The sequence below is a fragment of the Streptomyces sp. NPDC044044 genome (assembly GCF_056434405.1).
The window spans coordinates 1-19,744 of the sequence record NZ_JBWKFG010000004.1; the positions used below are offsets into that span (position 1 = coordinate 1).

Consider the following 19,744-nt stretch of genomic DNA (forward strand, 5'->3'; position numbering starts at 1 on the left):
TTTCGGTGGTTTTGTGGGTACTTTGGGGGGCTGGGAGATTCGGACACTCGGACTACCGTTGGCTGGGGGGCCCCCCCCCCCCCCCACCCCCCCTCCCCCCCCCCCCCCCCCCCCCCCCCCCGCGGAGCCCCGCTCAGCGCGCCGCGCGGGCCAGCCGCGTGGCCGCCCGAGCCCGAGGCCCGCTGTCGGCGCTCCCCCGGCGCGGATGCACCGTGTTCGCCAGGAGGATCAGGAACGTGTCCGTGGCGGGGTCCATGACCAGCGACGTCCCGGTGAACCCCGTGTGGCCCGCCGCGCCCCGGCCCGCGAGTTCCCCCATGAACCACGCCTGGTCGAGGGCGAAGCCGAGCCCCGGCGGCGTCAGCATCAGCTCCACGAAGTCCGGGCCGAGGATGCGCGCCGTGCCGTACGAGCCGCCGCACAGCAGCGCGCGGCAGAAGACCGCGAGGTCGCGTGCGGTGGAGAAGAGCCCGGCGTGGCCCGCGACGCCGCCGAGGGCCCAGGCGTTCTCGTCGTGCACCTCGCCCCGCAGCATCCCCCGGTCGGCCTTGGCCCAGGGCCTGCGCTGGTCCTCGGTGGCCGCGGCGTCGGGGCGCGGCCCGAAGGCGGTGGCCGCCATGCCGAGCGGCCGGGTGATGCCCTCGCGGATCAGGACGTCCAGGGGGCGGCGCGTGAGGCGCTCCAGGACGTGCTGGAGCAGCAGCATGTTCAGGTCGGAGTAGAGATGGTCGCCCGGCGGCCCTGAGGGGGCCTCGGCGCGCAGGGCGGCGAGGCGCGCCGCGTCGTCCGGGCAGTCGTACAGCGGGAGTTCGGGGCGCAGGCCCGAGGTGTGCGTGAGCAGCTGGCGCACCGTGATGCCGTGCTCGGCCGCCGCCCTGAACTCGGGGACGTACGCCGAGACCAGCGCGTCGATACCGAGCGTGCCGCGCTCCAGCTGCTGCATCGCGGCGACCGTCGTGAACAGCTTCGTCAGCGAGGCCAGGTCGAAGGGCGTGCCGGTGCGGGTCAACACCTGCTCCGCGGGCGGCAGTTCGATGCCCGCGTCCGTCTCGGGGTCGTACGCGGCATAGCGCACCGCACGGCCCACCGCCTCCTCCACGGCGATCACCGGCCCGCGTCCGGCGATCACGACGGCACCGGAGCACCAGGGCCGCTCGCCGCGCGTCAGCGCGCGCACCTCGCGTACGAGGTGGGCCATCTCGTCCGTGTCGAGCCCCGCACGGTCCGGCGTCCCGGCGCGCAGCAGGCGTGGCGCGGTCAGTGGTCCGTCCCCTCCTGAGTCGGTCTTGCCGAGTGCTGCCAGGGGCGGCACAGCCCCAGGAAGCAGCCTATGGCCGCAAGCCCGCAGACGAGCTGGACGACGGCCATCGGGACGGCCGTGGCCTCTCCCGCGATGCCCACGAGCGGCGAGGCGATGGCGCCGACGAGGAAGGAGGACGTGCCGAGCAGCGCCGAAGCGGAGCCCGCGGCGTGCGGGGTGCGCATCAGGGCGAGGGCGTTGGTGTTGGGCATCGCGAGGCCCATCGCCGACATCAGGACGAAGAGCCCGGCAGCGACGGGGAACAGGCCGACGTCACCGAAGACGCCCGAGGTCATCAGGAGCAGCGCGGTGGCGGCGAGCACGATGACCGTCAGGCCGAAGGCGAGCGCCTTGTCGAGGCTGACCCGGCCGACGAGGAGCTTGCCGTTGATCTGGCCGACGATGATCAGGCCGACGGAGTTCACACCGAACAGCAGGCTGAAGGTCTGCGGGGACGCCCCGTAGATCTCCTGGATGACGAACGGCGACGCGGAGATGTACGCGAACAGCGCGGCGAAGGCGAAGCCGCCCGCGATCATGTATCCGGTGAAGACGCGGTCGGCGAGGAGCGACTTCATGGTGCGCAGCGCCTCGACGGTGCCGCCGCTGTGCCACTGCTGCGGGGCGAGCGTCTCGGGCAGGCTCCGCCAGACCACCACCGTCAGGACGATGCCGATCGCCGTGAGCACGACGAAGATGCCGTGCCAGTCGGTGAGGCGCAGGACCTGGCCGCCGATGAGGGGCGCGACGACCGGGGCGACTCCGGAGATCAGCATGAGCGTGGAGAAGAAGCGGGCCATCTCCACGCCGTCGTAGAGATCGCGTACGACGGCGCGGGCGATGACGATGCCCGCGGCGCCCGCGAGGCCCTGCAACAGGCGGAAGCCGACGAGGAGTTCGACGGTGGGTGCGAACGCGCAGATCGCGGTGGCGAGGATGTAGACGACGAGCCCGATGAGCAGCGGTCTGCGCCGCCCCCACTTGTCGCTCATCGGCCCCACGACGAGCTGCCCGAGCGCCATGCCGGTGAGGCAGGCGGTGAGGGTCAGCTGCGCGGTCGCGGCGGACGTGTGCAGGGAGCGGGTGACCTCCGGGAGCGCCGGCAGGTACATGTCCATGGAGAGCGGCGGGACCGCGGTGAGTCCGCCGAGGACGAGGGTGACGAGCAGGCCCGTGCGGCGCTGGGCGGTGCGGGCCGGAGCGGCTGGGGCGGTGGCGGGGCCGGGTTCCGGCTCCCGGGACTGCCGTATGAGGGGGGCTTCGGACCCCCTCGTGGTGCGGCTGCCGTGCTCCGGCATACGGATTCCCTCCCGATTAGGCGTGCGATTACCTATGCTCTCAGCTCAGCTGTGCTGGTTGAGACCATTTCCGCGGTACTCCGCGGTACGGACAGGGGCCCCAGTGGTGGAAGACAACCGTGAGCCCGTGCGTTGGGGCATCCTCGCCACGGGCGGGATCGCCGCGTCGTTCACGGCGAACCTCCTCGACATGCCGGACGCGGAGGTCGTCGCGGTGGCGTCGCGGACCGACGCGTCGGCGAAGGCGTTCGCCGAGCGGTTCGGGATACCGCGCGCGTACGGGGAGTGGACCGCGCTCGCCGAGGACAAGGACGTCGACGTCGTGTACGTGGCGACGCCGCACGCCTCGCACCGGGCCGCCGCGGGGCTGTGCCTGGACGCGGGCCGCGCGGTGCTCTGCGAGAAGGCGTTCGCGCTGAACGCGCGCGAGGCACGGGAGCTGGTGACGCTCGCCCGGCAGCGGGGCCTCTTCCTGATGGAGGCCATGTGGATGTACTGCCATCCGCTCGTCAGGCGGCTGAAGGCGCTGGTCGACGACGGGGCGATCGGTGAGGTGCGCACGGTGCAGGCCGACTTCGGGCTCGCCGGGCCCTTCCCTCCCGCGCACCGCCTCCGGGACCCGGCGCAGGGCGGTGGCTCGCTGCTCGATCTCGGCGTGTACCCGGTGTCGTTCGCGCAGCTGCTGCTCGGGGAGCCTTCGGAGGTGACCGCGAGAGCGATGCTCTCGGAAGAGGGCGTCGATCTCCAGACGGGCATGCTGCTCTCGTGGGAGAGCGGTGCTCACGCTCTGCTGCACTGCTCCATCAACGCGGGCACCCCCGTCACCGCCTCCGTGACCGGTTCGAAGGGCCGCATCGACGTCCCGAACGGTTTCTTCTTCCCGGACCGCTTCGTCCTGCACCGCGACGGCCGCGACCCCGAGGAGTTCACCGCCCTGCCCGAGCACGGCCCCCGCGACAGCCTCAAGCACGAGGCCGCCGAGGTCATGCACCGGCTGCGCGCGGGCGACACCGAGTCCCCCCTCGTCCCCCTCGACGGCACCCTCGCGGTGATGCGGACCCTGGACGCGGTGCGCGAGCGGATCGGGGTGCGCTACCCGGGCGAGTGAGCGCACCCCGCTCCCCCGCAGGACTACGCGGGCTCCAGCCCCGGGTTCCCGGCCTCCGTCACGAACGACGCCGCCGTGGTGATCGGCGCCCCCGGCTTCGACACCGCCGACACCGTCTTGAAGTCGGCGCGCGCGGAATCCTGGCCCAGGTCCACGGTCACGTATCCGCGGCGCCCGTTGTAGAACTTCATGTGCGGGTTGGCCTTGGTGTAGGTGTCCCAGTTCGCGGGCTTGTCGGCGCCGTCCTTGCCGCTCGCGACGGACGTGGCGACGATCTCGGTGCCCACCGTCCTGGACGCCTGGTCGTCGAAGTCGTCCTTGATGTCGAAGGCGTACCCGACGTGCACGTCGCCCGTGAGCACCATCAGGTTCTCGATCCCGGCCGACTTGGCGCCCGCGAGGACGCGCTCACGCGACGCGGTGTAGCCGTCCCACGCGTCCATGCTGACCTTCGCCACCGCGTTGAGGTCCAGCTTGCGCTGGGAGAAGGTGACTTGCTGCGGCACGACGTTCCACAGCGCCCGCGAGCGGCGCCAGCCGTCGGTGAGCCAGCGCTCCTGGGTGGCCCCGGTGAGGGTGCGCTTGGGGTCGGTGGACTCAGGGCCCGGGACGTGGGAGCCGTCGCCGTAGGCCTGGTCGGAGCGGTACTGCCGGGTGTCCAGGATGTCGAACTGCGCGAGCCTGCCCCACTGCAGGCGGCGGTAGAGCTGCAGGTCCGGGCCCTGGGGGCGCTGGGGGCTGCGCAGCGGCTGGTTCTCCCAGTACGCGCGGTAGGCGGCGGCGCGGCGGATGAGGAACTCGGCGGGCGGGTTGCCGTTCTCGTCGAGGTCGCCCGCGTAGTTGTTCTCGGCCTCGTGGTCGTCCCAGGTGACGACGAAGGGGTGCGCGGCGTGGGCGGCGCGCAGATCGGGGTCCGACTTGTAGAGGGCGTACCGCAGGCGGTAGTCCTCCAGCGTCTGCGTCTCGCGGTTGAAGAGGGCGGGCAGGGTGCGGTCGGTGTAGTTGCGGTTGCCGCCGACCGCGTTGACCGCGTACTCGTAGAGGTAGTCGCCAAGGTGGAAGACCACGTCGACGTCGTCGTCGGCCAGGTGTTTGTACGCGGTGAAGTAACCGTCGTGGTACGCCTGGCAGGACACCGCGGCGAGCGTCAGGGAGCTCACCTTGCTGCCGGCCGCGGGAGCGGTGCGGGTCCGGCCCGTCTCGCTGATCCACTTCCCCGTCTTGAATCGGAAGTAGTAGGTCCGCGCGGCGTCGAGGTGCCCCACCTCGACGTGCACGGAGTGGTTGAACTCGGGGTGGGCGGTGACGGAACCGCGTCTGGCGACGCGGCGGAAGCGGGCGTCGTGGGCGAGCTCCCACTGGACGGTGACGCGCTCGTTCGGCAGACCGTTGCCCGGTTCGTACGGGGCCGGGGCGAGGCGGGTCCAGAGCAGGACCGAGGCGGGCTGCGGGTCGCCGGACGCCACACCGAGCGTGAACGGATCATCGGCGATCTTCCGCGCGTCCAGCTCCGCGGCGCTCGCCGCACCCGCCGTCGGCAGGTTGGTGGCGAAGGCGAGCGCGGCTGCGGCACCCGCGACGGTGAGGAAACGACGGCGGCCCAAGTGGCCCGCTGCGGCGCGGAGTTCGGCTGAGTCCTGCTGGCCTGCGGATGTCATGTGGCCCTCCCCTGACGATTGGTGTCACGGGCATGCAAGTGGCGAGGGACGACGCCCGACTGTCGCGTACACAACAGCCGCATGGCGGGCGGATGATGTCCGCATGGACGGGCCTCCCGTACGCTGCGGGGCCATGAACGCAGAGCTAACTGGGCATCCGACCGGACAGACGAGGATCGCCGTGGTGACCGGAGCGGGATCCGGAATCGGCAGGTCCGTGGCGGTGGAACTGCTGCGGGCCGGATGGTCCGTGGCGCTCGCGGGGCGCCGGATCAAGACGCTGGAGGAGACCGCGGCGATCGCCGCGGGCGTGTCGGAGGGCGCCGCGGTGCGGCCCGTCCCGCACGCCGAGGGGTCCGCCGAGGTGAACGCCCCGGCCGAGACGGACGCCTTCTGTCTGCCCACCGACGTCTCGCGGCCCGAGGACGTGGCCGCGCTCTTCGCGGCCGTGCGCGAGCGCTTCGGCCGTCTCGACCTCCTCTTCAACAACGCCGGTACGTTCGGCCCCGGCGGGGTGCCCGTCGAGGAGCTGGAGTACGACGCGTGGCGGCACGTCGTCGACACGAACCTCAACGGCGCCTTCCTGTGCGCGCAGGCGGCCTTCCGTCAGATGAAGGAGCAGGACCCGCAGGGCGGCCGGATCATCAACAACGGCTCCATCTCCGCGCACGTACCGCGCCCGCACTCCGTCGCGTACACGGCGACGAAGCACGCGCTGACCGGCCTGACGAAGTCCCTCTCGCTGGACGGCCGTCCCTACCGGATCGCCTGCGGCCAGATCGACATCGGCAACGCGGCGACCGACATGACCGAGCGGATGCAGGCCGGAATCCTGCAGGCGAACGGGGAGTTGGCGCCCGAGCCGGTGATGGACGTCTCCGACGTCGCGCGGACCGTGCGCCACATGGCGGAGCTGCCGCTGGAGGCGAACGTGCAGTTCGCGACGGTGCTCGCGACGAACATGCCGTTCGTCGGGCGGGGTTAGCCGGTCACCCCGCAGGCGCCCCTTCGTGGCCGACCGTGACCCAGTCCTCACGGTCGGCCAACATCCTCACAAACGGAATAGGAAGTACCGCGTCAATTACGCGCATCGCGCCCCGTATGCTCAACGCACCCTCCACGAGAACTCCACATGCACAGCACACATGGAGCACACCTTGCGCATACGTTCCGCGGTCCCGGCCGTCCTCGCGGCCTCCGCCCTTTCGGTCTCGCTGCTCGCCGCGTCCCCCGCGAACGCGGCCGCGCACCAGGGCGGACTGCACCTCGGGTACATCCAGTTCGACAGCCCGGGCAGCGACACCCGGTCCAACTCCTCGCTGAACGCGGAGTGGGTGAACATCCACAACAACTCCGGCTCGGCGATCCAGCTCAAGGGCTACAAGCTGAAGGACAACACCGGCTACACGTACACCTTCGGCAGCTACAAGATCGGCTCCGGCAAGACCGTCAAGGTCCGCACGGGCAAGGGCACGAACGCCTCCGGCGTCCGCTACTGGGGCCGCGGTTCGTACGTCTGGAACAACACCAGCGACAAGGCCCGCCTGATCAAGCCGAGCGGCTCGCTCAAGGACTCCTGCTCCTGGACGAACAGCAACCCCGGGTACAAGAGCTGCCACTGAGGGCCCACTTGCCACTCTGAAGGGGAGGGGGGCAGGGCAGCCGCTCCGTGACGGCCGGTGGGGGCCGCGGAGGGGAGCCGCGGGGAGGCCGGGGCCGCGGAACGGTTGCCCTGCAACAGGCGGTGGGCGTTGCCTGCATCAGGCGGTGGATGCGGATCAGGGGTACGGGGGGCAGGGGAGTCAGGTTCTCCTACGCCTCGCGCGTCTGGCCCAGGATCCGCTCGACCTCCCCCAACTCCCCCTCGGTCAGCGCCCCGTGCTCCAGCGCCCCCACGTTCTCCTCGACCTGCGCCACGGTCCGGAAGCCCGGAACAGGAACCGCCAGCGGGCTCCGTGCCCAGAGCCAGGCGAGCGCACCCTGAGCGAGGCTCCGCCCGCCGCCGGTCAGCACGGACCGCACCGCGTCCACCCGCCCCAGCCACTCGGGGTCCGCGCCCCCGCCCGTGCCGAAGCCCGGCAGCCAGGCGGGCGGCGCGCTGCGGATGTCACCGGCCCGCGGCACACGCCCGCCGCCGAACTTCCCGGTCAGCAGCCCCATCGCCAGCGGACTGCGCAGCACACTCGCGAGTCCGAGCTCCGTGCAGAGCGCCAGCATCTCCGGCACGTCCTGCAGCACATTGCAGCGGTGCTGGACCGCCGCGCAGTGCGGCCCTTCGGCGAAGAGCGCCGCGCGGGCCGGATCGTCCGTACTCCACCCGTACGCCCTGATGAGCCCCTCCCGAACGAACTCCTCGCAGGCGTCGCGGAGTTGCGCGGCACGCTCCGGGTCCGCGTCGCCGATGTGCAGCTGGTAGAGGTCAACGCGGTCCGTGCCGAGCCGCTTCAGCGAGGCGGTCAGCGCACGGCGCGCGTACGCCACCGAGTCGTCGGCGCGACCCACCGCGGTCCGCGTCTCCTCGTCGAAGAGGTTTCCCCACTTCGTGGCGATGACGACGTCGTCACGGCGCGCGCCGAGAGCACGCCCGAGGATGCGCTCGCTGTGCCCGGTCCCGTAGTTGTCCGCGGTGTCGAAGAAGTTCACGCCGAGGTCCACGGCACGCCGGATCGCCCGCACCGACTCCTCGTCGTCGACCGCACCCCAGCCGTACGGCTGCCCGTCGGGCCCCGACCACTCGCCGCCGATGGCCCAGCAGCCGAGGCCGAGCGCGCTGACCTCGATACCGCTGCGCCCCAATGTCCTGCGTGCCGTGTGTGCCGTGTGTGCCGGACGTGTCATACCTGTCGTACGGGCCGTACGTGTCGTCTCCATGCCCACGGACGCTAGGAGTTGAAGTGCATGCGAAGGCAAGCCCTCACGCGGAACGCGTCACTCGGTGCCGATTCAGGCCTGGCCCGACGCTGCTTCAGGCCTGGCCCGTCCCCGCTTCAGGCCTGACCCGTCCCCGCTTCAGGCCTGGCCCGTCTCGAACCGGGAGACCTTCCCGCCGTCGATGGTGAACCGCCACTTCGTCCGCATCTCCCCCCACGTGTCGTTGCGGTACGTGACGATCAGCACGCGCCCGCCGTCCGACTCGTTCTCCACGTCCATGTGGCCGTGCGAGGAGAAGACCTCGCGCTCCGTCCAGTCGGCGATGTCCCGGTCGGAACCGTCGTCGGACATGGTCGCGTCGGGGGTGAGGACGTCCTGGAAGGCGGCCCGGTCGTGGGAGTTCACGGCGGTGACGAAGGCCCGGACCGTCGGGTCGGCGAGCCTGTTTACCTGAATGCTCATGCACCCACGGTCACATCGGCCGCCCGGCCCCGCCACCGGACGGGGTCACCCGTACGGCCGATCGGGCCGGGTGCGCGGCGCGGCTCTGACGGACGGTGGGGGGACACGCCCGCCCGCCTCAGGCCCACCTCAGGCCCACCTCAGGAGAGAGCGCCATGACCAGTTCCTGCTTCGACCGCCGCGACTTCGGCCTGCTCCTGCTCCGCGTCACGACCGGCGGGGTCCTCGCCGCCCACGGCGCCCAGAAGCTCTTCGGCTGGTTCGGCGGGCACGGCATCGAAGGCACCGGCGCCTTCATGGAGTCCATCGGCTTCCAGCCCGGCAAGGCGAACGCGGTCATCGCCGGGCTCGCCGAGGCGGGCGGCGGCACCCTCCTCGCACTCGGCCTCGCGACCCCCGCGGCCGGTTCGGCGGCGGCGGGCGCCATGGCCGGGGCGACCGCGGTGCACGCCCCCAACGGCTTCTTCAGCCAGGGCGGCGGCTACGAGTACCCGGCGTTCCTCGGCCTGGTCTCCGCCGCCCTCGCCATCACAGGCCCCGGCGCCTACTCGGCCGACAGCGCGCTCGGCCACTCCTTCAACCGCAACTGGATGGTGCCGGCGGCCCTGGCGGGCACGGCCGTCGGGGCGCTGGTGTCGGTGGGCTCGCGGACCAAGAACGTACGCGAGCAGCAGAGCCCGGCGGCGCCGGGGGACCCGGTCACTTGAGCCTTGAGCCTTAAGTCATAAACCGCTCTCACGGCCGAGAGACTGGTCGAGCTGATCCCCGCGTCCGGCCTCTTCGACGCCGAAGAGGTCGGCTACATGCTGCACCACGTCCTCGACCCCCTCAAGGAGAAGGCCGACTTCCGGCACTGGCCGCCGTGGCGGCGCCTCGTCGTCGAGACGGCGCGGGAGTTGCTCGCGTACACGGGCGACACGCTGGTCGTCCCGCAGACGGTCCTGGTCGAGGAGTACTGGTCGGAGTTGCGCGAGGGCCTCGGTCAACTCGGCGTTCCCGTACGGCATTTCGTGCTGCACGCCGACGCGCAGACTCTCACGCGGCACATCAAGGCGAAAATCGCTGCGTCAGAGGAGGGTTGACGAACCCTCAGCTACTGCTCGTGCCGAACCAGGCCTCGGCCAGCGCGTCGAGCGTCGGCTCGGGCGGGGCGGGCAGTTCCCGCAGGTACCAGGGCCGGTTGCTGTAGACGTGGAGCAGGGTGTGGGCGAGGAGTTCGCGCGGCTCGAAGGTGTGCCCGTAGGCCCGCATGAAGCGGCCGAGCAGCCCCGGCTCCGCACGCGTGACGAAGAGGCCGACGCCCACGAAGTCGTACGCCCTGTCCCCGATCATGGCGGGCTCGAAGTCGAAGAGCCCGGTGAGCGTGAGCCGCTCGTCGTCGGCGGAACCGGCCAGCAGATGCTGCCGCATGAACTCGGTGTGCAGGAGGACCCGCGGCGCATCGGCACGCAGCGGCACCGCGTCCAGGAATCCGGGGATCTGCTCCAGCCAGCTCTCCGGCAGCCCCCGCTCCCGCTGCCGCCGGACGGCCCCGGCGCGCTGCGCGCCGAGGAAGGCGCCCCAGTCACCGGGCCCGAGCACGTCGGCGAGCGGCCCTGGGTCAAGGGCGTGCAGCGCGGCGAGCGCCTCACCGGCCTCGGTGACCAGGCGCTCCCGGTCGGCGCGCGGGATGCGCGGCCAGGCGGCGGCGAGGTCTTCGCCGGGCAGCCGGGACATCAGCACGTAGCGCCAGCCGTTCTCGTACGCCCCGGCCGCGTGCACCCGCGGCGTGGTGACGGGCAGCCGCCCCTGAAGATGGCTCAACACCCGCGCCTCGACGAGCCCGTCGTCGGCCGCGGCACCGGGAAAGAGCTTCAGTACGAGGTCGTCGCCGACGGCATAGACGGGCTGTGTCCCCTCCGTGAACCGGACGAGCGACGCCCCGGCGAGGCCGAGCCGTTCGCACAGGTCCTCTGCTCCGGGCCGCATGACGGCCTCGTCAGGGACGACGGTGTCCCATTGCTCGTCGGTGTCCACGGTGGGCAGCATGATCGGGACCGTAGAGGGCGGGTGGGGCGGCGGCAACGTGATTTGGCGGTCGTGCGGCCTCGCGACACCGACCGAAGTCTGCCGCCCATCGACTTTCGGCCGCTCCCCCGCGACCCCCAGCCCGCCTAGCGTCGAGGACATGACCAGCGAAGAGAGCCTCGGCCCCGTCTCGCTCCACAAGGACCGGACGACGGTGCTCGGTTACCCGCGCGGTGACCTGCTGACCGTACTCATCGGCATGCCGATCCTCGGCCTCCTGCTCGGCATCGGCCTGCCGCCCCTGGCCCGGTGGCTGAGCCGGTCGCCGGTGCTGCCCTGGCGGGACGGCATCACGTTCGTCGGCACACTGGACAAGCCGTGGCAGGCGGGGATCGCGGCGGGCGTCGGCCTGGTGGCCGGGCTGCTCATCGCCGTCACGGAGGTCGAGGAGACCCTGAAGCTGAAGCTGACCGATCAGGAGCTCACGGCCGAGCAGCACAACCACACGCGGACGATCGGACGCGAGCGCGTCTCGGCGGTGTTCCTGGACGGTAAGGAACTGGTGGTGCTCGACGAGACCTCGCGCCAGTTCACGCGCGGCACCCACAAGACGGCGGCACCGGCCCTGGCCAGGGCGCTCGGCTCGCACGGCTACCCGTGGCGCGACACCGACCCGCACGCATCCCTGTTCCACCGCTGGATCCCCGGCGCTCCCGGCCTGCCCGCCGAGGGTCACGCGGTGCTCGCGGCGCGGAAGGCGGCGCTGAAGAACAAGTCCGGGGAGGACGTCAGGGACCTCGCCGAGACGATGCAGGGTCTGGGCTATGTCGTACGGGACGAGGGCAAGGACCAGTACTGGCGCCCGCTGGCAGGAGAGGCAGGGGCGGCAGGCGAAAGGGGCGGCGCCACTCAGGAGGACTGAGCGCACCGCCCCTGGGAGCCCGTGACCGTGACCGTGGCCGTGGCCGTGGCCGTCAGAAGACGAACGGCCCGGGTGCCTGCGCCGACGTGGCGTTGCAGGTCACGCTGATCCCGAGGACCACGACCTGCAGCGACTTGCCCTCCAGGCTGTCACCGGTGGCGACGGTCCCGTCGAGCGGGCCGGTGGAGACCTCGCCGCCGGCGGGTATGGCCGGGTTGGAGCTGCCGGTGAAGGTGGTGGTGCCGGAGCCGTTCTTGGTGAGCGTGAGCGTCGAGTCGACCGAGCCCGCGGCGATGTCGATGGGGGCGGTGATCGCCGACGTGGAGACGCTGATGGTCGCGGCGGTGCCGTCCTGGGTGGCCTTGAGCGTCGCCGAGCCCGAGCCGTACGAGCCGCAGTCGAACGAGATGGTCGCGGTGTCCGGGGTCACCGCGGTGGCGGCGGGCGCCATCACCATCGCGCCCAGGGCGACCAGACCGACGCCAAGGGCCGACCCGGCACCGAGCCCACGGACGCCGAATCTGCCCTGCCCGCCGATTGCACGATTGCCATGCCTCATGGGGGTGTCCTGCCTTCAAGTGGGGGATTGTGGGGGGAATGCGGGGGGAATACGGGGGAATGCGGGGGGAATTGAGCACGGAACCTGACGGTCAGTCAGCACTCCGGACCGCTGCTCATTGAGGCATGGGACCCATGAGGTGGCAAGACACACCTCCATGATTCTTGACATGCTACGGCCAATTTCAGCCGCCCCGTCTCAGGCCGTCAGGGCGGCCGAATGCCCGCACCCTCGGAGCGGCCGAATGCCCGCACCCCGACCGCCCTCCCGGCCCACGACAGTCCAGAATGGCGATCATGACGACGTCGCCCCTGACCTTCCAGCCGGTCCTCGACCGCATCGCGGCCGAGATCGAGAAGACGCCGGGGCGCGGCAGGCCCGCCGACTACATTCCGGCGCTCGCCGCGTGCGACCCGCGCCGGTTCGGCATGGCCGTCGCGGAGCCGGACGGCACCGTGTACGGGGTGGGTGACTGGCGGCAGCCGTTCTCCGCGCAGTCCATCACCAAGGTCTTCACCCTCGCGCTCGACCTGGCGCGCGAAGGCGACGCCCTGTGGGAGCACGTGGGCCGCGAGCCGTCCGGCAACCCCTTCAACTCGCTCGTGCAGCTGGAGTACGAGAACGGCATCCCGCGCAATCCCTTCATCAACGCGGGTGCGCTCGTCGTCACCGACCGCCTCCAGACCCAGACCGGGGACGCGGCGGCCGCCCTCCTCGACTTCCTGCGCGCGGAGAGCGGCAACGACGAGCTCACCATCAACGAGAGCGTCGCCGCATCCGAATCCGCCCACGGCGACCGCAACGCCGCGCTCGGCCACTTCATGGCGTCGTACGGAAACATCGACAACCCGGTCCCCGTCCTCCTGAACCAGTACTTCCGCCAGTGCTCGGTCGAGGCGTCCTGCGCCGACCTGGCCCTGGCCACGGGCTTCCTGGCCCGCCACGGCATCCGCGCCGACGGCACCCGCCTGCTGAGCAACAGCCAGTCCAAGCAGGTCAACGCGATCATGCTGACCTGCGGGACGTACGACGCCGCGGGCGACTTCGCCTACCGCGTGGGCCTGCCCGGCAAGAGCGGCGTCGGCGGCGGCATCATCGCCGTCGTGCCCGGCCACTGCACGCTGTGCGTCTGGAGCCCGGGGCTGGACGAGCGGGGCAACTCGGTGTCGGGGGTGGCGGCGCTTGACCGGTTCACGACGCTGACGGGGCTCTCGGTGTTCTGAGGGGCGCCGGTCCGGGGCATGAGCGGGTTCCGGGGTACAAGGGGCAGACGAGTCGGGCTGTACGCCGGGTTCTGTCGCCCGGTCGCCTCGCGGCGGCCGGGGAGACGGCCATCCATCTAGGGCCCGCATTGCTGCGGGCCTCATGCGGTCTACCCGCGGACTCGGGCGGGCAGCCCTCGGTCATCCGCGCAGGGCCCTGTCTCCAGGGCCCCTCTTGACCTTGCTCCAGGTGGGGTTTACCTAGCCGCCTGAGTCACCTCAGGCGCTGGTGGTCTCTTACACCACCGTTTCACCCTTACCGGAGACCGAAGTCTCCGGCGGTCTGTTTTCTGTGGCACTGTCCCGCGGGTCACCCCGGGTGGCCGTTAGCCACCACCTTGCCCTGTGGAGCCCGGACGTTCCTCGGGAAGAGCCCCTGGTGAGGGGAGCTTCACGCGGCCGTCCGCCCGGCTCGTCTGCCGTGCCGACCATGCTACCCGGCGTGTGCCGTGGCTCCGCCCCGCGGACGCCCCCGTCGCCAGGAACGAGCCCGCGAGGATGAGTGCGAACGCCGCCGCGATGCCCGCCGTGAGGGGCTCGGAGAGGAACGCGACGCCTGCCGCCACCGCCACCGCCGGGTTCACGTAGGTGAAGACGACCGCGCGGGTCGGGCCCGCCTCCCGGATGAGTTCGAGGAAGACGACGAAGGCCAGGGCCGTGCAGATGACGCCCAGGCCCGCGAGGGAAGCGAGAGTGGCGGGGCCCGGCATCGTCGTCGGCCAGGTCGCCGCCGCCGGGAGGGCGTAGACGACCGCCGCCAGGGTCAGGCAGGGGGCGATGAGTTGGAGTGTGGGGACCGTTCTGAGGTGGCGGGCCACGATCAGGGGCGCGATCGCATAGCCGAGCGCCGTGAGCAGGACCTCCGTCAGCGACCAGGCGTCGCCGCCGGTGAGATGCGGGACGGTGAGGACGGCCACTCCGGCGAGGCCGAGGCCGAGGCCCGTGAGGCGGCGCGCGCCAAGCCGCTCCGTGTCGCCGAAGAAGCGGGCCAGGACGGCGCCGATGATCGGTACGGCCGCGATCAGCAGGCCGGCCGTGGAGCTGGAGAGGCGGCGCTCGGCGTCCGTCAGGGTCCACCAGGGGCCGAGGATCTCGATGCACGCGAAGGCGAGCATCGGCTTCCAGTGTGTGCGCAGGACGCGGGTGAGGCCCCCTTGCCGCAGGGCGAACGGCAGCAGCAGCGCGGCGCCGAGCGCACAGCGGGTGAAGACCACCATGGACGGTGAGAGGTCTTCGACCGCCACCTTGATCATCAGGTACGGGATGCCCCAGAGGACGCCCATCAGGGAGAAGAGGAACCAGCCGCGTGCAGTCATGCGGGCAGTTTCAGGCCGTCCGGCGTCCGCCGTCTTGAACGCTGTTGCGGTACGCGGCCGGGGTCACCCCGAGGACCCGGCGGGACCAGCGGGTCAGGTGCGCCTGGTCGGCGAAGCCCACCAGGGACGCCGCCTCCGCGGGCCGCAGCCCCGCTTCGAGGAGTGCGCGGGCCCGGGTCACGCGGTGCTGGGCGAGCCAGGCGTAGGGCGGCATCCCCGTCGACGTACGGAAGGCGCGCAGGAGCTGGTAGCGGGAGAGGCCGAGGGGCGCGGCCAGTTCGGCGAGGGACGGTGGGGCCAGGAGTTCGTCGGCGAGCCGGTCGCGCACGGCGCGGGCGATGCGGTCGGCGCCGGGCACCGTGTCGCACAGGAGCCGGGCGGTGCCGTGTCTGCGGGCGAGGGCGGTGAGCAGCCAGGGCAGCCGGGACTCGGCCTCCAACGGGTCGTGGCTTCCGCTGAGTTCGGTGTGCGCCGTGCGCAGGGCCGCGGCCAGTTCGGGGTCGTGCAGGACCGGGTCGCCGAAGTACGGTGCGGTCACGGTGCCCTCGGCCAGGAGGTGCGGCGCCGGGTACATCGCCCGGTACGCGTAGCCGCCCTGGCGCCCCGGGCCGCCGGTGTGCACCTCGCCCGGGGCGAGCACGACGATGGTTCCCGGCCCCACGTCGAGCCGTCCGCCCCGGTAGTCGATGATCTCGGAGCCGCCGACGCAGACGCCGACGGTGAATTCCTCGTGGTAGTGCGGGGCGTAGCGGTGCCGGTCGAAGCGGGCGGTGAGGAGGTCCAGGGGCGGCGCGCAGGGTTCGAGGCGGGCGCGCGTCCAGACCGCGTGCTCACGGCCGCCGTGCGGTGCCGCGTGCTCATGGCCGCCGTATGGTGCCGTGTGCTCATGGCCGCCGGGCACTGTCCCGCCATTCATGCCGCTCCCCCTCGTCGCCGCTCTCAGGGGTGCAACGCCCGTGCGGCCGTCATCGATGCCACGGAGGAGAGTGTGGTCGAACGGCCCGGCCGGCAGCCCTCAGTCGAACTCCGCGGTCTCCAGCTCGAAGCCGAACGGTTCGGGCAGGGCCACCGCCTTGCCGAAGGGGAGCGTGCAGTGCTGGCGGTAGTCGTCCCCCTCCGGGTCGCGGAACAGCGTCACCGAGGAGCCCTCGCGGTCGATGAGGAGGTAGAGCGGGATGCCGCCGCGGGCGTAGCAGCGCCGTTTGGCCTCGCGGTCCGCCTGCGGCTTGGTGGAGGTGACCTCGACGACCAGGGCTACGCCGTCACAGGGCATCCAGGGGTCAGCACCCCGGAAGAGGCGCCGCTCCATGGGGGCGAACGTGCCGTCCGGGATGGCGTGGTTCTTCGGGCAGGCACCCCCGCTCTTCAGCTTCAGGCCCTTGTTCCCGGAGAACTGCATCTCGGTCTTGGAACGCCTGACCACCTGGTTCACGACCAGGCCGATGTAGTCCTCGTGGTCCCCGTCCGGCGGCGGCGTCACGACGATCTCCCCCTCGATCAGCTCCGCCCGGAAACCCTCCGGAGTGTCCAGCGCGAGGAAGCCCTCCAGGAGGACCTCTGCCTGCGTGAGCGGCTCGTGTGCCATGGCAGTCATGTCACGCCCCTTCCTCGGTCGCTCGCCAGACTGGGACATCGCTTGATCCGCCGTCCAAGAGATCGGGAGTTGCTCCCTCGATCGTGGCACAGGCTCACCGGTGGGCGTCAGGCTTCGCCCGCTCGGCGGGTCCCGCCGGACCGTCGCTTGACCTTGCCGCAGCGTCAACGTTTCTACTGGCCTCATGAGCGGGATGAGCGGGATGAACGGGCAGGGCGGGCAGGGCGGGATGCGGATCGGGGAGCTCGCCGGCATCGTCGGCGTCACCACGCGGGCCATCAGGCACTATCACCACCTCGGGCTGCTGCCCGAGCCCGAGCGGCGGTCCAACGGCTATCGGGAGTACGGGCTGCGGCACGCCGTCGTGCTCGCACGGATCCGGCGGCTCACCGAGCTGGGGCTCGGGCTCGCCGAGGTGCGGGACGTGCTCGCGGACGACGCGGGGCGCGAGCTCGCCGAGGTGCTCGCCGAGCTGGACGCCGACCTCGCCCGGCAGGAGGGCGCGATCCGGGAGCGGCGGGAGCGGCTGCGGGTCCTGCTGGACGACGCCGAGCGCGGGGTGCTGTCCGCCGAGGGGCCCGTGTCCCCTGAACTCGGCGCGTTCTTCGCCGAGTTGGCTCGCACCACCGCCGGTCGCGAAGGACCCGAGTCCGCGATGGCCGCGAAGGACCGGGAGCTGCTCGCCCTGATCGACACGACCGCGCCCCGGGAGGACCGGGACAGGCTTATGGCCGCCATGCGCCCCGCGCTGACCACGCCGGGAGCGGTGGAGCGCGCGCACGAGGTGTACGCGCTGCTCGACGCGCTCGCCGACAGCGACCTCGACCTCGCCGACCCGCGTACGGAAGCCGCCGTGGACGAGGCGGCTCGCGCGCTCGCCGGCGCCCTGCCCGACTCCCTCCTGGAGGAGCTGGGCACTGAGGGCGTGCGAGCCGTGGCCGACGGGCTCGGCCGTGGCCAGGACCGCTTCCTCGGAGCCTTCTTCGCCGACTTCGCGCCCGCGCAGGCGGAGGCCGTGCGCCGCGGGATGCGGCTGCTCATGGAGCGGGGCGCACGGTGAAGCGCCTTCTGCGCGGCCTCGCCTGGGTGGTCGTACCCGTCGAACTCACCCTTGTCGTCTGCCTGTTGGCCGGGGCCTCGCTGCCCATGAACGTACTCGTCGGTGTGGAGGCCGTCGCCGTGGCGCTGTTCGTCGTCGAGGGCGCGGGGCTCGCGGTCCTGTACCGGCGGGGCGGGCGCGCGGCGGTCAGGGACGTCGTGCCGGAGCCGGTGCGGCGGATCGTCGGGCATGAGCTGCGGGTGCTCGGCAGTCTCGCGCTGTGGGTGACCCGGCGACGGCACGGCGTGCGCGAGGGAGATCTGGCGTTCGGGCACGCCCGCGACCAGGCCGCGATGCTCTACGGCTTCGTCTTCGTCTGCGTGGTGGAGACCATCGGCATGGCCGTGCTGCTGCGGAACTGGCCCGCGGTCCACGCGGTGATGCTCGTCGTCGACGTCTACACCGTGGTCCTGATGCTGGGCATCCACGCCGCCTCCGTGACCCGGCCGCACGTACTGACCGAAGGATCGCTCCGCGTACGTCAGGGCGCCCACCGTGATCTGCTGATACCGCTGGAGCGGATCGCCGCCGTGCGCGGTGAGCGGCGCTTCACGCACGAGGCCGCCGACGGGGTCATCGACCTGCCCGTCGGCTCGCAGACCTCCCTCACCCTGGAGCTGACGGAGCCCGTCACGGCGGTCGGGTTCCTCGGCAAGCGGCGCCCGGTGACGACGGTGCGGCTGCACGCGGACGAGCCGGAGCGGCTCCTGAGCGCCCTCAGGCAGGCGCGAACCGCACCTTCGCCGTCCCCGGCTCCGCCTGCGTGAGCCGCACCCGCAGCCGCTCCCCCAGCGGAAGTCCGCCCGTGCCGCCCTCGATGCGGGCGACGATCGCGGGATCGGTCAACTGGACGGTGCCTACGTCCGGTTCACGCTCCTGGACGTCCACCACCACCGCGTCGAAGAGCTCACCGACCCGATCCTTGAGCAGCGCCGCCTCGACGATGTCCACGCACTCGCGCTCCACGGTGTTGGCGCGCCGCGTCCCGTCCGCCATCTCCTTGGGCAGCTCGGGCAGCGCGGCGAGCACCCACTGCGGCGGCTCGTCCCCGGCGACCGCCGCGAGGCACAGCTCGGCGGCATAGCGGTCGACGAGGCGGCGCAGCGGGGCCGTGCAGTGCGCGTAGGGCGCGGCGACGGCGGCGTGCGTGGTGAGGTCGGGGACGTCGCCGCCGCTGAACGCGGTGTAACCGGCGCCGCGCAGGAGCGTGGTGCACTCCTGCAGGAACGCGGCGTGCCGGGGCTTGTGCGGGTCGAGGGAGCGGACGAGCTCGGCGTACGGGACGTGGTGCGGCCAGTCGACCCCCAGGGCCTGCGCGGTGCGCCGGAGCCGGCCGACGGCTCCGTCGGGGGCGGTGGGCAGGGTGCGCAGGATGCCCGCGCCGGACTGGATCATCAGCTCCGCGGCGGCCATGCCGGTGAGGAGGGAGATCTGGGCGTTCCAGCCGTCGGCGGGGAGCGGGGCGCGGAAGTCGAGTGCGTACGTGCCGTTCCGCTCGACGATCTCCTGCTCGGGCACGTTGAGGGAGATGCCTCCCCGCTCGACCTCCAGCTGCTCGCGCAGCCGCCCGATGTCGCCGAGCAGCGCGAGGGCCTCTTCGGCGGTGCCGCCGTCGATGGCCCGCTGCACGCCGTCGTAGTCGAGCTTGGCGCGGCTGCGTACGAGGGCACGGCGCACCTCGGTGGAGACCCTGCGTCCATCGCCGTCGAGGTCGATGGTCCACAGGACGGCTGGGCAGTCCTGTCCGGGGAGGAGGCTGGCCGCGCCCTCGCTCAGCGAGGTGGGGTGCAGCGGCACCTTCTCGTCCGGGAAGTAGAGGGTGGTGACGCGCCGGTGGGCCTCCGTGTCGAGCGGGGCGCCCGGCGTGACGTACGCGGCGACGTCGGCGATGGCGTACCGCACCCGGAAGCCGCCGGTCTCCCGCCGGGACAGGTGCATCGCCTGGTCGAGGTCGACGGAGGTGGGCGGGTCGATGGTGAAGAAGGGGATGTCGGTCGCGTCGTGCGCGGGGAGCCGCGGGGCGGCTGCGGCTCGCTCCGCATCGGCGACGACGTCCCCGGGGAAGGCCTCGGGAACGTCCAGCTTCGTACGCAGCTCACGCAGCGCGCCCCGCAACGGGGCTTCGGCTGCGCCGGTCACGCGGAGATGGCGACGGGGCATGGACCGAGCGTAGGCCGCGGGGGGCGGGGCGGCGCGGTGGCCCTCCGGCTGGGCACCCCCCCTCTGCCCACCCACCCCGGCCCGTTCCGACCCCACCCACCCATGGCGCTGCGGGGCAATCGGGTGGG

At 72.1% G+C, this 19,744-nt stretch carries 19 protein-coding genes, 1 other RNA gene and 1 pseudogene; 9 read left to right on the top strand and 12 right to left on the bottom strand.

Annotated elements, in window-relative coordinates; all coding sequences use genetic code 11:
- Positions 1-133 precede the first annotated feature (133 nt).
- Complete coding sequence (locus AC07AG_RS15730) at positions 134-1,198, bottom strand: serine hydrolase domain-containing protein (RefSeq protein WP_478756279.1); 1,065 nt, start codon at positions 1,196-1,198, stop codon at positions 134-136.
- 59 nt (positions 1,199-1,257) lie between these two features.
- Complete coding sequence (locus AC07AG_RS15735) at positions 1,258-2,598, bottom strand: multidrug effflux MFS transporter (protein ID WP_478755610.1); 1,341 nt, start codon at positions 2,596-2,598, stop codon at positions 1,258-1,260.
- A gap of 127 nt (positions 2,599-2,725) precedes the next feature.
- Between AC07AG_RS15735 and AC07AG_RS15740 the strand changes: the two genes are divergently transcribed.
- Entirely contained in the window at positions 2,726-3,706 is a 981-nt protein-coding gene (locus AC07AG_RS15740) for a Gfo/Idh/MocA family protein (protein ID WP_478756280.1), read from the top strand.
- Positions 3,707-3,729: 23 nt separating this feature from the next.
- Here the strand turns inward: AC07AG_RS15740 and AC07AG_RS15745 are convergent, their stop codons facing one another.
- Complete coding sequence (locus AC07AG_RS15745) at positions 3,730-5,364, bottom strand: alkaline phosphatase D family protein (protein WP_478755611.1); 1,635 nt, start codon at positions 5,362-5,364, stop codon at positions 3,730-3,732.
- Between the two features lie 133 nt (positions 5,365-5,497).
- Between AC07AG_RS15745 and AC07AG_RS15750 the strand changes: the two genes are divergently transcribed.
- Both AC07AG_RS15750 and AC07AG_RS15755 read left to right on the top strand, forming a co-directional pair.
- Positions 5,498-6,349, top strand: coding sequence for an SDR family oxidoreductase (locus AC07AG_RS15750; RefSeq protein WP_478755613.1), 852 nt, complete (start codon positions 5,498-5,500; stop codon positions 6,347-6,349).
- A gap of 172 nt (positions 6,350-6,521) precedes the next feature.
- Positions 6,522-6,986, top strand: a complete 465-nt coding sequence (locus AC07AG_RS15755; protein WP_478755615.1) for a lamin tail domain-containing protein — start codon at positions 6,522-6,524, stop codon at positions 6,984-6,986.
- Between the two features lie 190 nt (positions 6,987-7,176).
- On the opposite strand, the gene AC07AG_RS15760 is transcribed toward AC07AG_RS15755, so the two are convergent.
- Both AC07AG_RS15760 and AC07AG_RS15765 read right to left on the bottom strand, forming a co-directional pair.
- The gene (locus tag AC07AG_RS15760) at positions 7,177-8,202 is read right to left on the bottom strand and encodes an aldo/keto reductase (protein WP_478756281.1); all 1,026 of its coding nucleotides are present in this window, start codon (positions 8,200-8,202) and stop codon (positions 7,177-7,179) included.
- A 171-nt stretch (positions 8,203-8,373) separates the two neighbouring features.
- The gene (locus tag AC07AG_RS15765; RefSeq protein WP_478755617.1) at positions 8,374-8,697 is read right to left on the bottom strand and encodes a nuclear transport factor 2-like protein; all 324 of its coding nucleotides are present in this window, start codon (positions 8,695-8,697) and stop codon (positions 8,374-8,376) included.
- 155 nt (positions 8,698-8,852) lie between these two features.
- On the opposite strand from AC07AG_RS15765, the gene AC07AG_RS15770 reads away from it, so the two are divergent.
- Both AC07AG_RS15770 and AC07AG_RS15775 read left to right on the top strand, forming a co-directional pair.
- Complete coding sequence (locus AC07AG_RS15770) at positions 8,853-9,404, top strand: DoxX family protein (protein ID WP_478755619.1); 552 nt, start codon at positions 8,853-8,855, stop codon at positions 9,402-9,404.
- A 96-nt stretch (positions 9,405-9,500) separates the two neighbouring features.
- The gene (locus tag AC07AG_RS15775; RefSeq protein ID WP_478755621.1) at positions 9,501-9,779 is read left to right on the top strand and encodes a hypothetical protein; all 279 of its coding nucleotides are present in this window, start codon (positions 9,501-9,503) and stop codon (positions 9,777-9,779) included.
- A 7-nt stretch (positions 9,780-9,786) separates the two neighbouring features.
- On the opposite strand, the gene AC07AG_RS15780 is transcribed toward AC07AG_RS15775, so the two are convergent.
- Positions 9,787-10,725, bottom strand: coding sequence for a phosphotransferase family protein (locus AC07AG_RS15780; RefSeq protein WP_478755623.1), 939 nt, complete (start codon positions 10,723-10,725; stop codon positions 9,787-9,789).
- Between the two features lie 139 nt (positions 10,726-10,864).
- Here AC07AG_RS15780 and AC07AG_RS15785 point away from each other — a divergent pair, with 139 nt between their 5' ends.
- Positions 10,865-11,626: a YqeB family protein gene (locus tag AC07AG_RS15785; RefSeq protein WP_478755625.1), complete on the top strand. Its 762-nt coding sequence runs from the start codon at positions 10,865-10,867 to the stop codon at positions 11,624-11,626.
- A gap of 52 nt (positions 11,627-11,678) precedes the next feature.
- Here AC07AG_RS15785 and AC07AG_RS15790 read toward each other — a convergent pair whose 3' ends face one another.
- On the bottom strand, positions 11,679-12,185 hold the full coding sequence (locus tag AC07AG_RS15790) for a hypothetical protein (protein ID WP_478755627.1): 507 nt from the start codon (positions 12,183-12,185) through the stop codon (positions 11,679-11,681).
- 287 nt (positions 12,186-12,472) lie between these two features.
- Between AC07AG_RS15790 and AC07AG_RS15795 the strand changes: the two genes are divergently transcribed.
- Positions 12,473-13,408, top strand: coding sequence for a glutaminase (locus tag AC07AG_RS15795; RefSeq protein ID WP_478755629.1), 936 nt, complete (start codon positions 12,473-12,475; stop codon positions 13,406-13,408).
- 44 nt (positions 13,409-13,452) lie between these two features.
- On the opposite strand, the gene rnpB is transcribed toward AC07AG_RS15795, so the two are convergent.
- The 4 genes and pseudogenes from rnpB to AC07AG_RS15815 all read right to left on the bottom strand — a co-directional run bounded on the left by rnpB (position 13,453) and on the right by AC07AG_RS15815 (position 16,348).
- An RNA gene (rnpB, locus tag AC07AG_RS15800) (RNase P RNA component class A) lies at positions 13,453-13,862 on the bottom strand.
- A 121-nt stretch (positions 13,863-13,983) separates the two neighbouring features.
- A pseudogene (locus tag AC07AG_RS15805) lies at positions 13,984-14,763 on the bottom strand (DMT family transporter); the annotation flags it as partial.
- 10 nt (positions 14,764-14,773) lie between these two features.
- The gene (locus AC07AG_RS15810) at positions 14,774-15,679 is read right to left on the bottom strand and encodes an AraC family transcriptional regulator (protein ID WP_478755631.1); all 906 of its coding nucleotides are present in this window, start codon (positions 15,677-15,679) and stop codon (positions 14,774-14,776) included.
- A gap of 99 nt (positions 15,680-15,778) precedes the next feature.
- Positions 15,779-16,348 carry a Uma2 family endonuclease gene (locus tag AC07AG_RS15815; protein WP_478756282.1) on the bottom strand — a complete coding sequence of 190 codons (570 nt, stop codon included), beginning with the start codon at positions 16,346-16,348 and terminating at the stop codon, positions 15,779-15,781.
- A 238-nt stretch (positions 16,349-16,586) separates the two neighbouring features.
- Between AC07AG_RS15815 and AC07AG_RS15820 the strand changes: the two genes are divergently transcribed.
- Positions 16,587-17,417 carry a MerR family transcriptional regulator gene (locus AC07AG_RS15820; protein ID WP_478756283.1) on the top strand — a complete coding sequence of 277 codons (831 nt, stop codon included), beginning with the start codon at positions 16,587-16,589 and terminating at the stop codon, positions 17,415-17,417.
- A complete protein-coding gene (locus AC07AG_RS15825; protein WP_478755633.1) occupies positions 17,414-18,223 on the top strand; it encodes a hypothetical protein in 810 nt (269 codons plus the stop codon). Before AC07AG_RS15820 ends, AC07AG_RS15825 begins: the two co-directional genes overlap by 4 nt.
- On the opposite strand, the gene AC07AG_RS15830 is transcribed toward AC07AG_RS15825, so the two are convergent.
- On the bottom strand, positions 18,174-19,616 hold the full coding sequence (locus tag AC07AG_RS15830) for an RNB domain-containing ribonuclease (protein ID WP_478755635.1): 1,443 nt from the start codon (positions 19,614-19,616) through the stop codon (positions 18,174-18,176). The two genes, AC07AG_RS15825 and AC07AG_RS15830, sit on opposite strands and share 50 nt — an antisense overlap.
- Positions 19,617-19,744 lie beyond the last annotated feature (128 nt).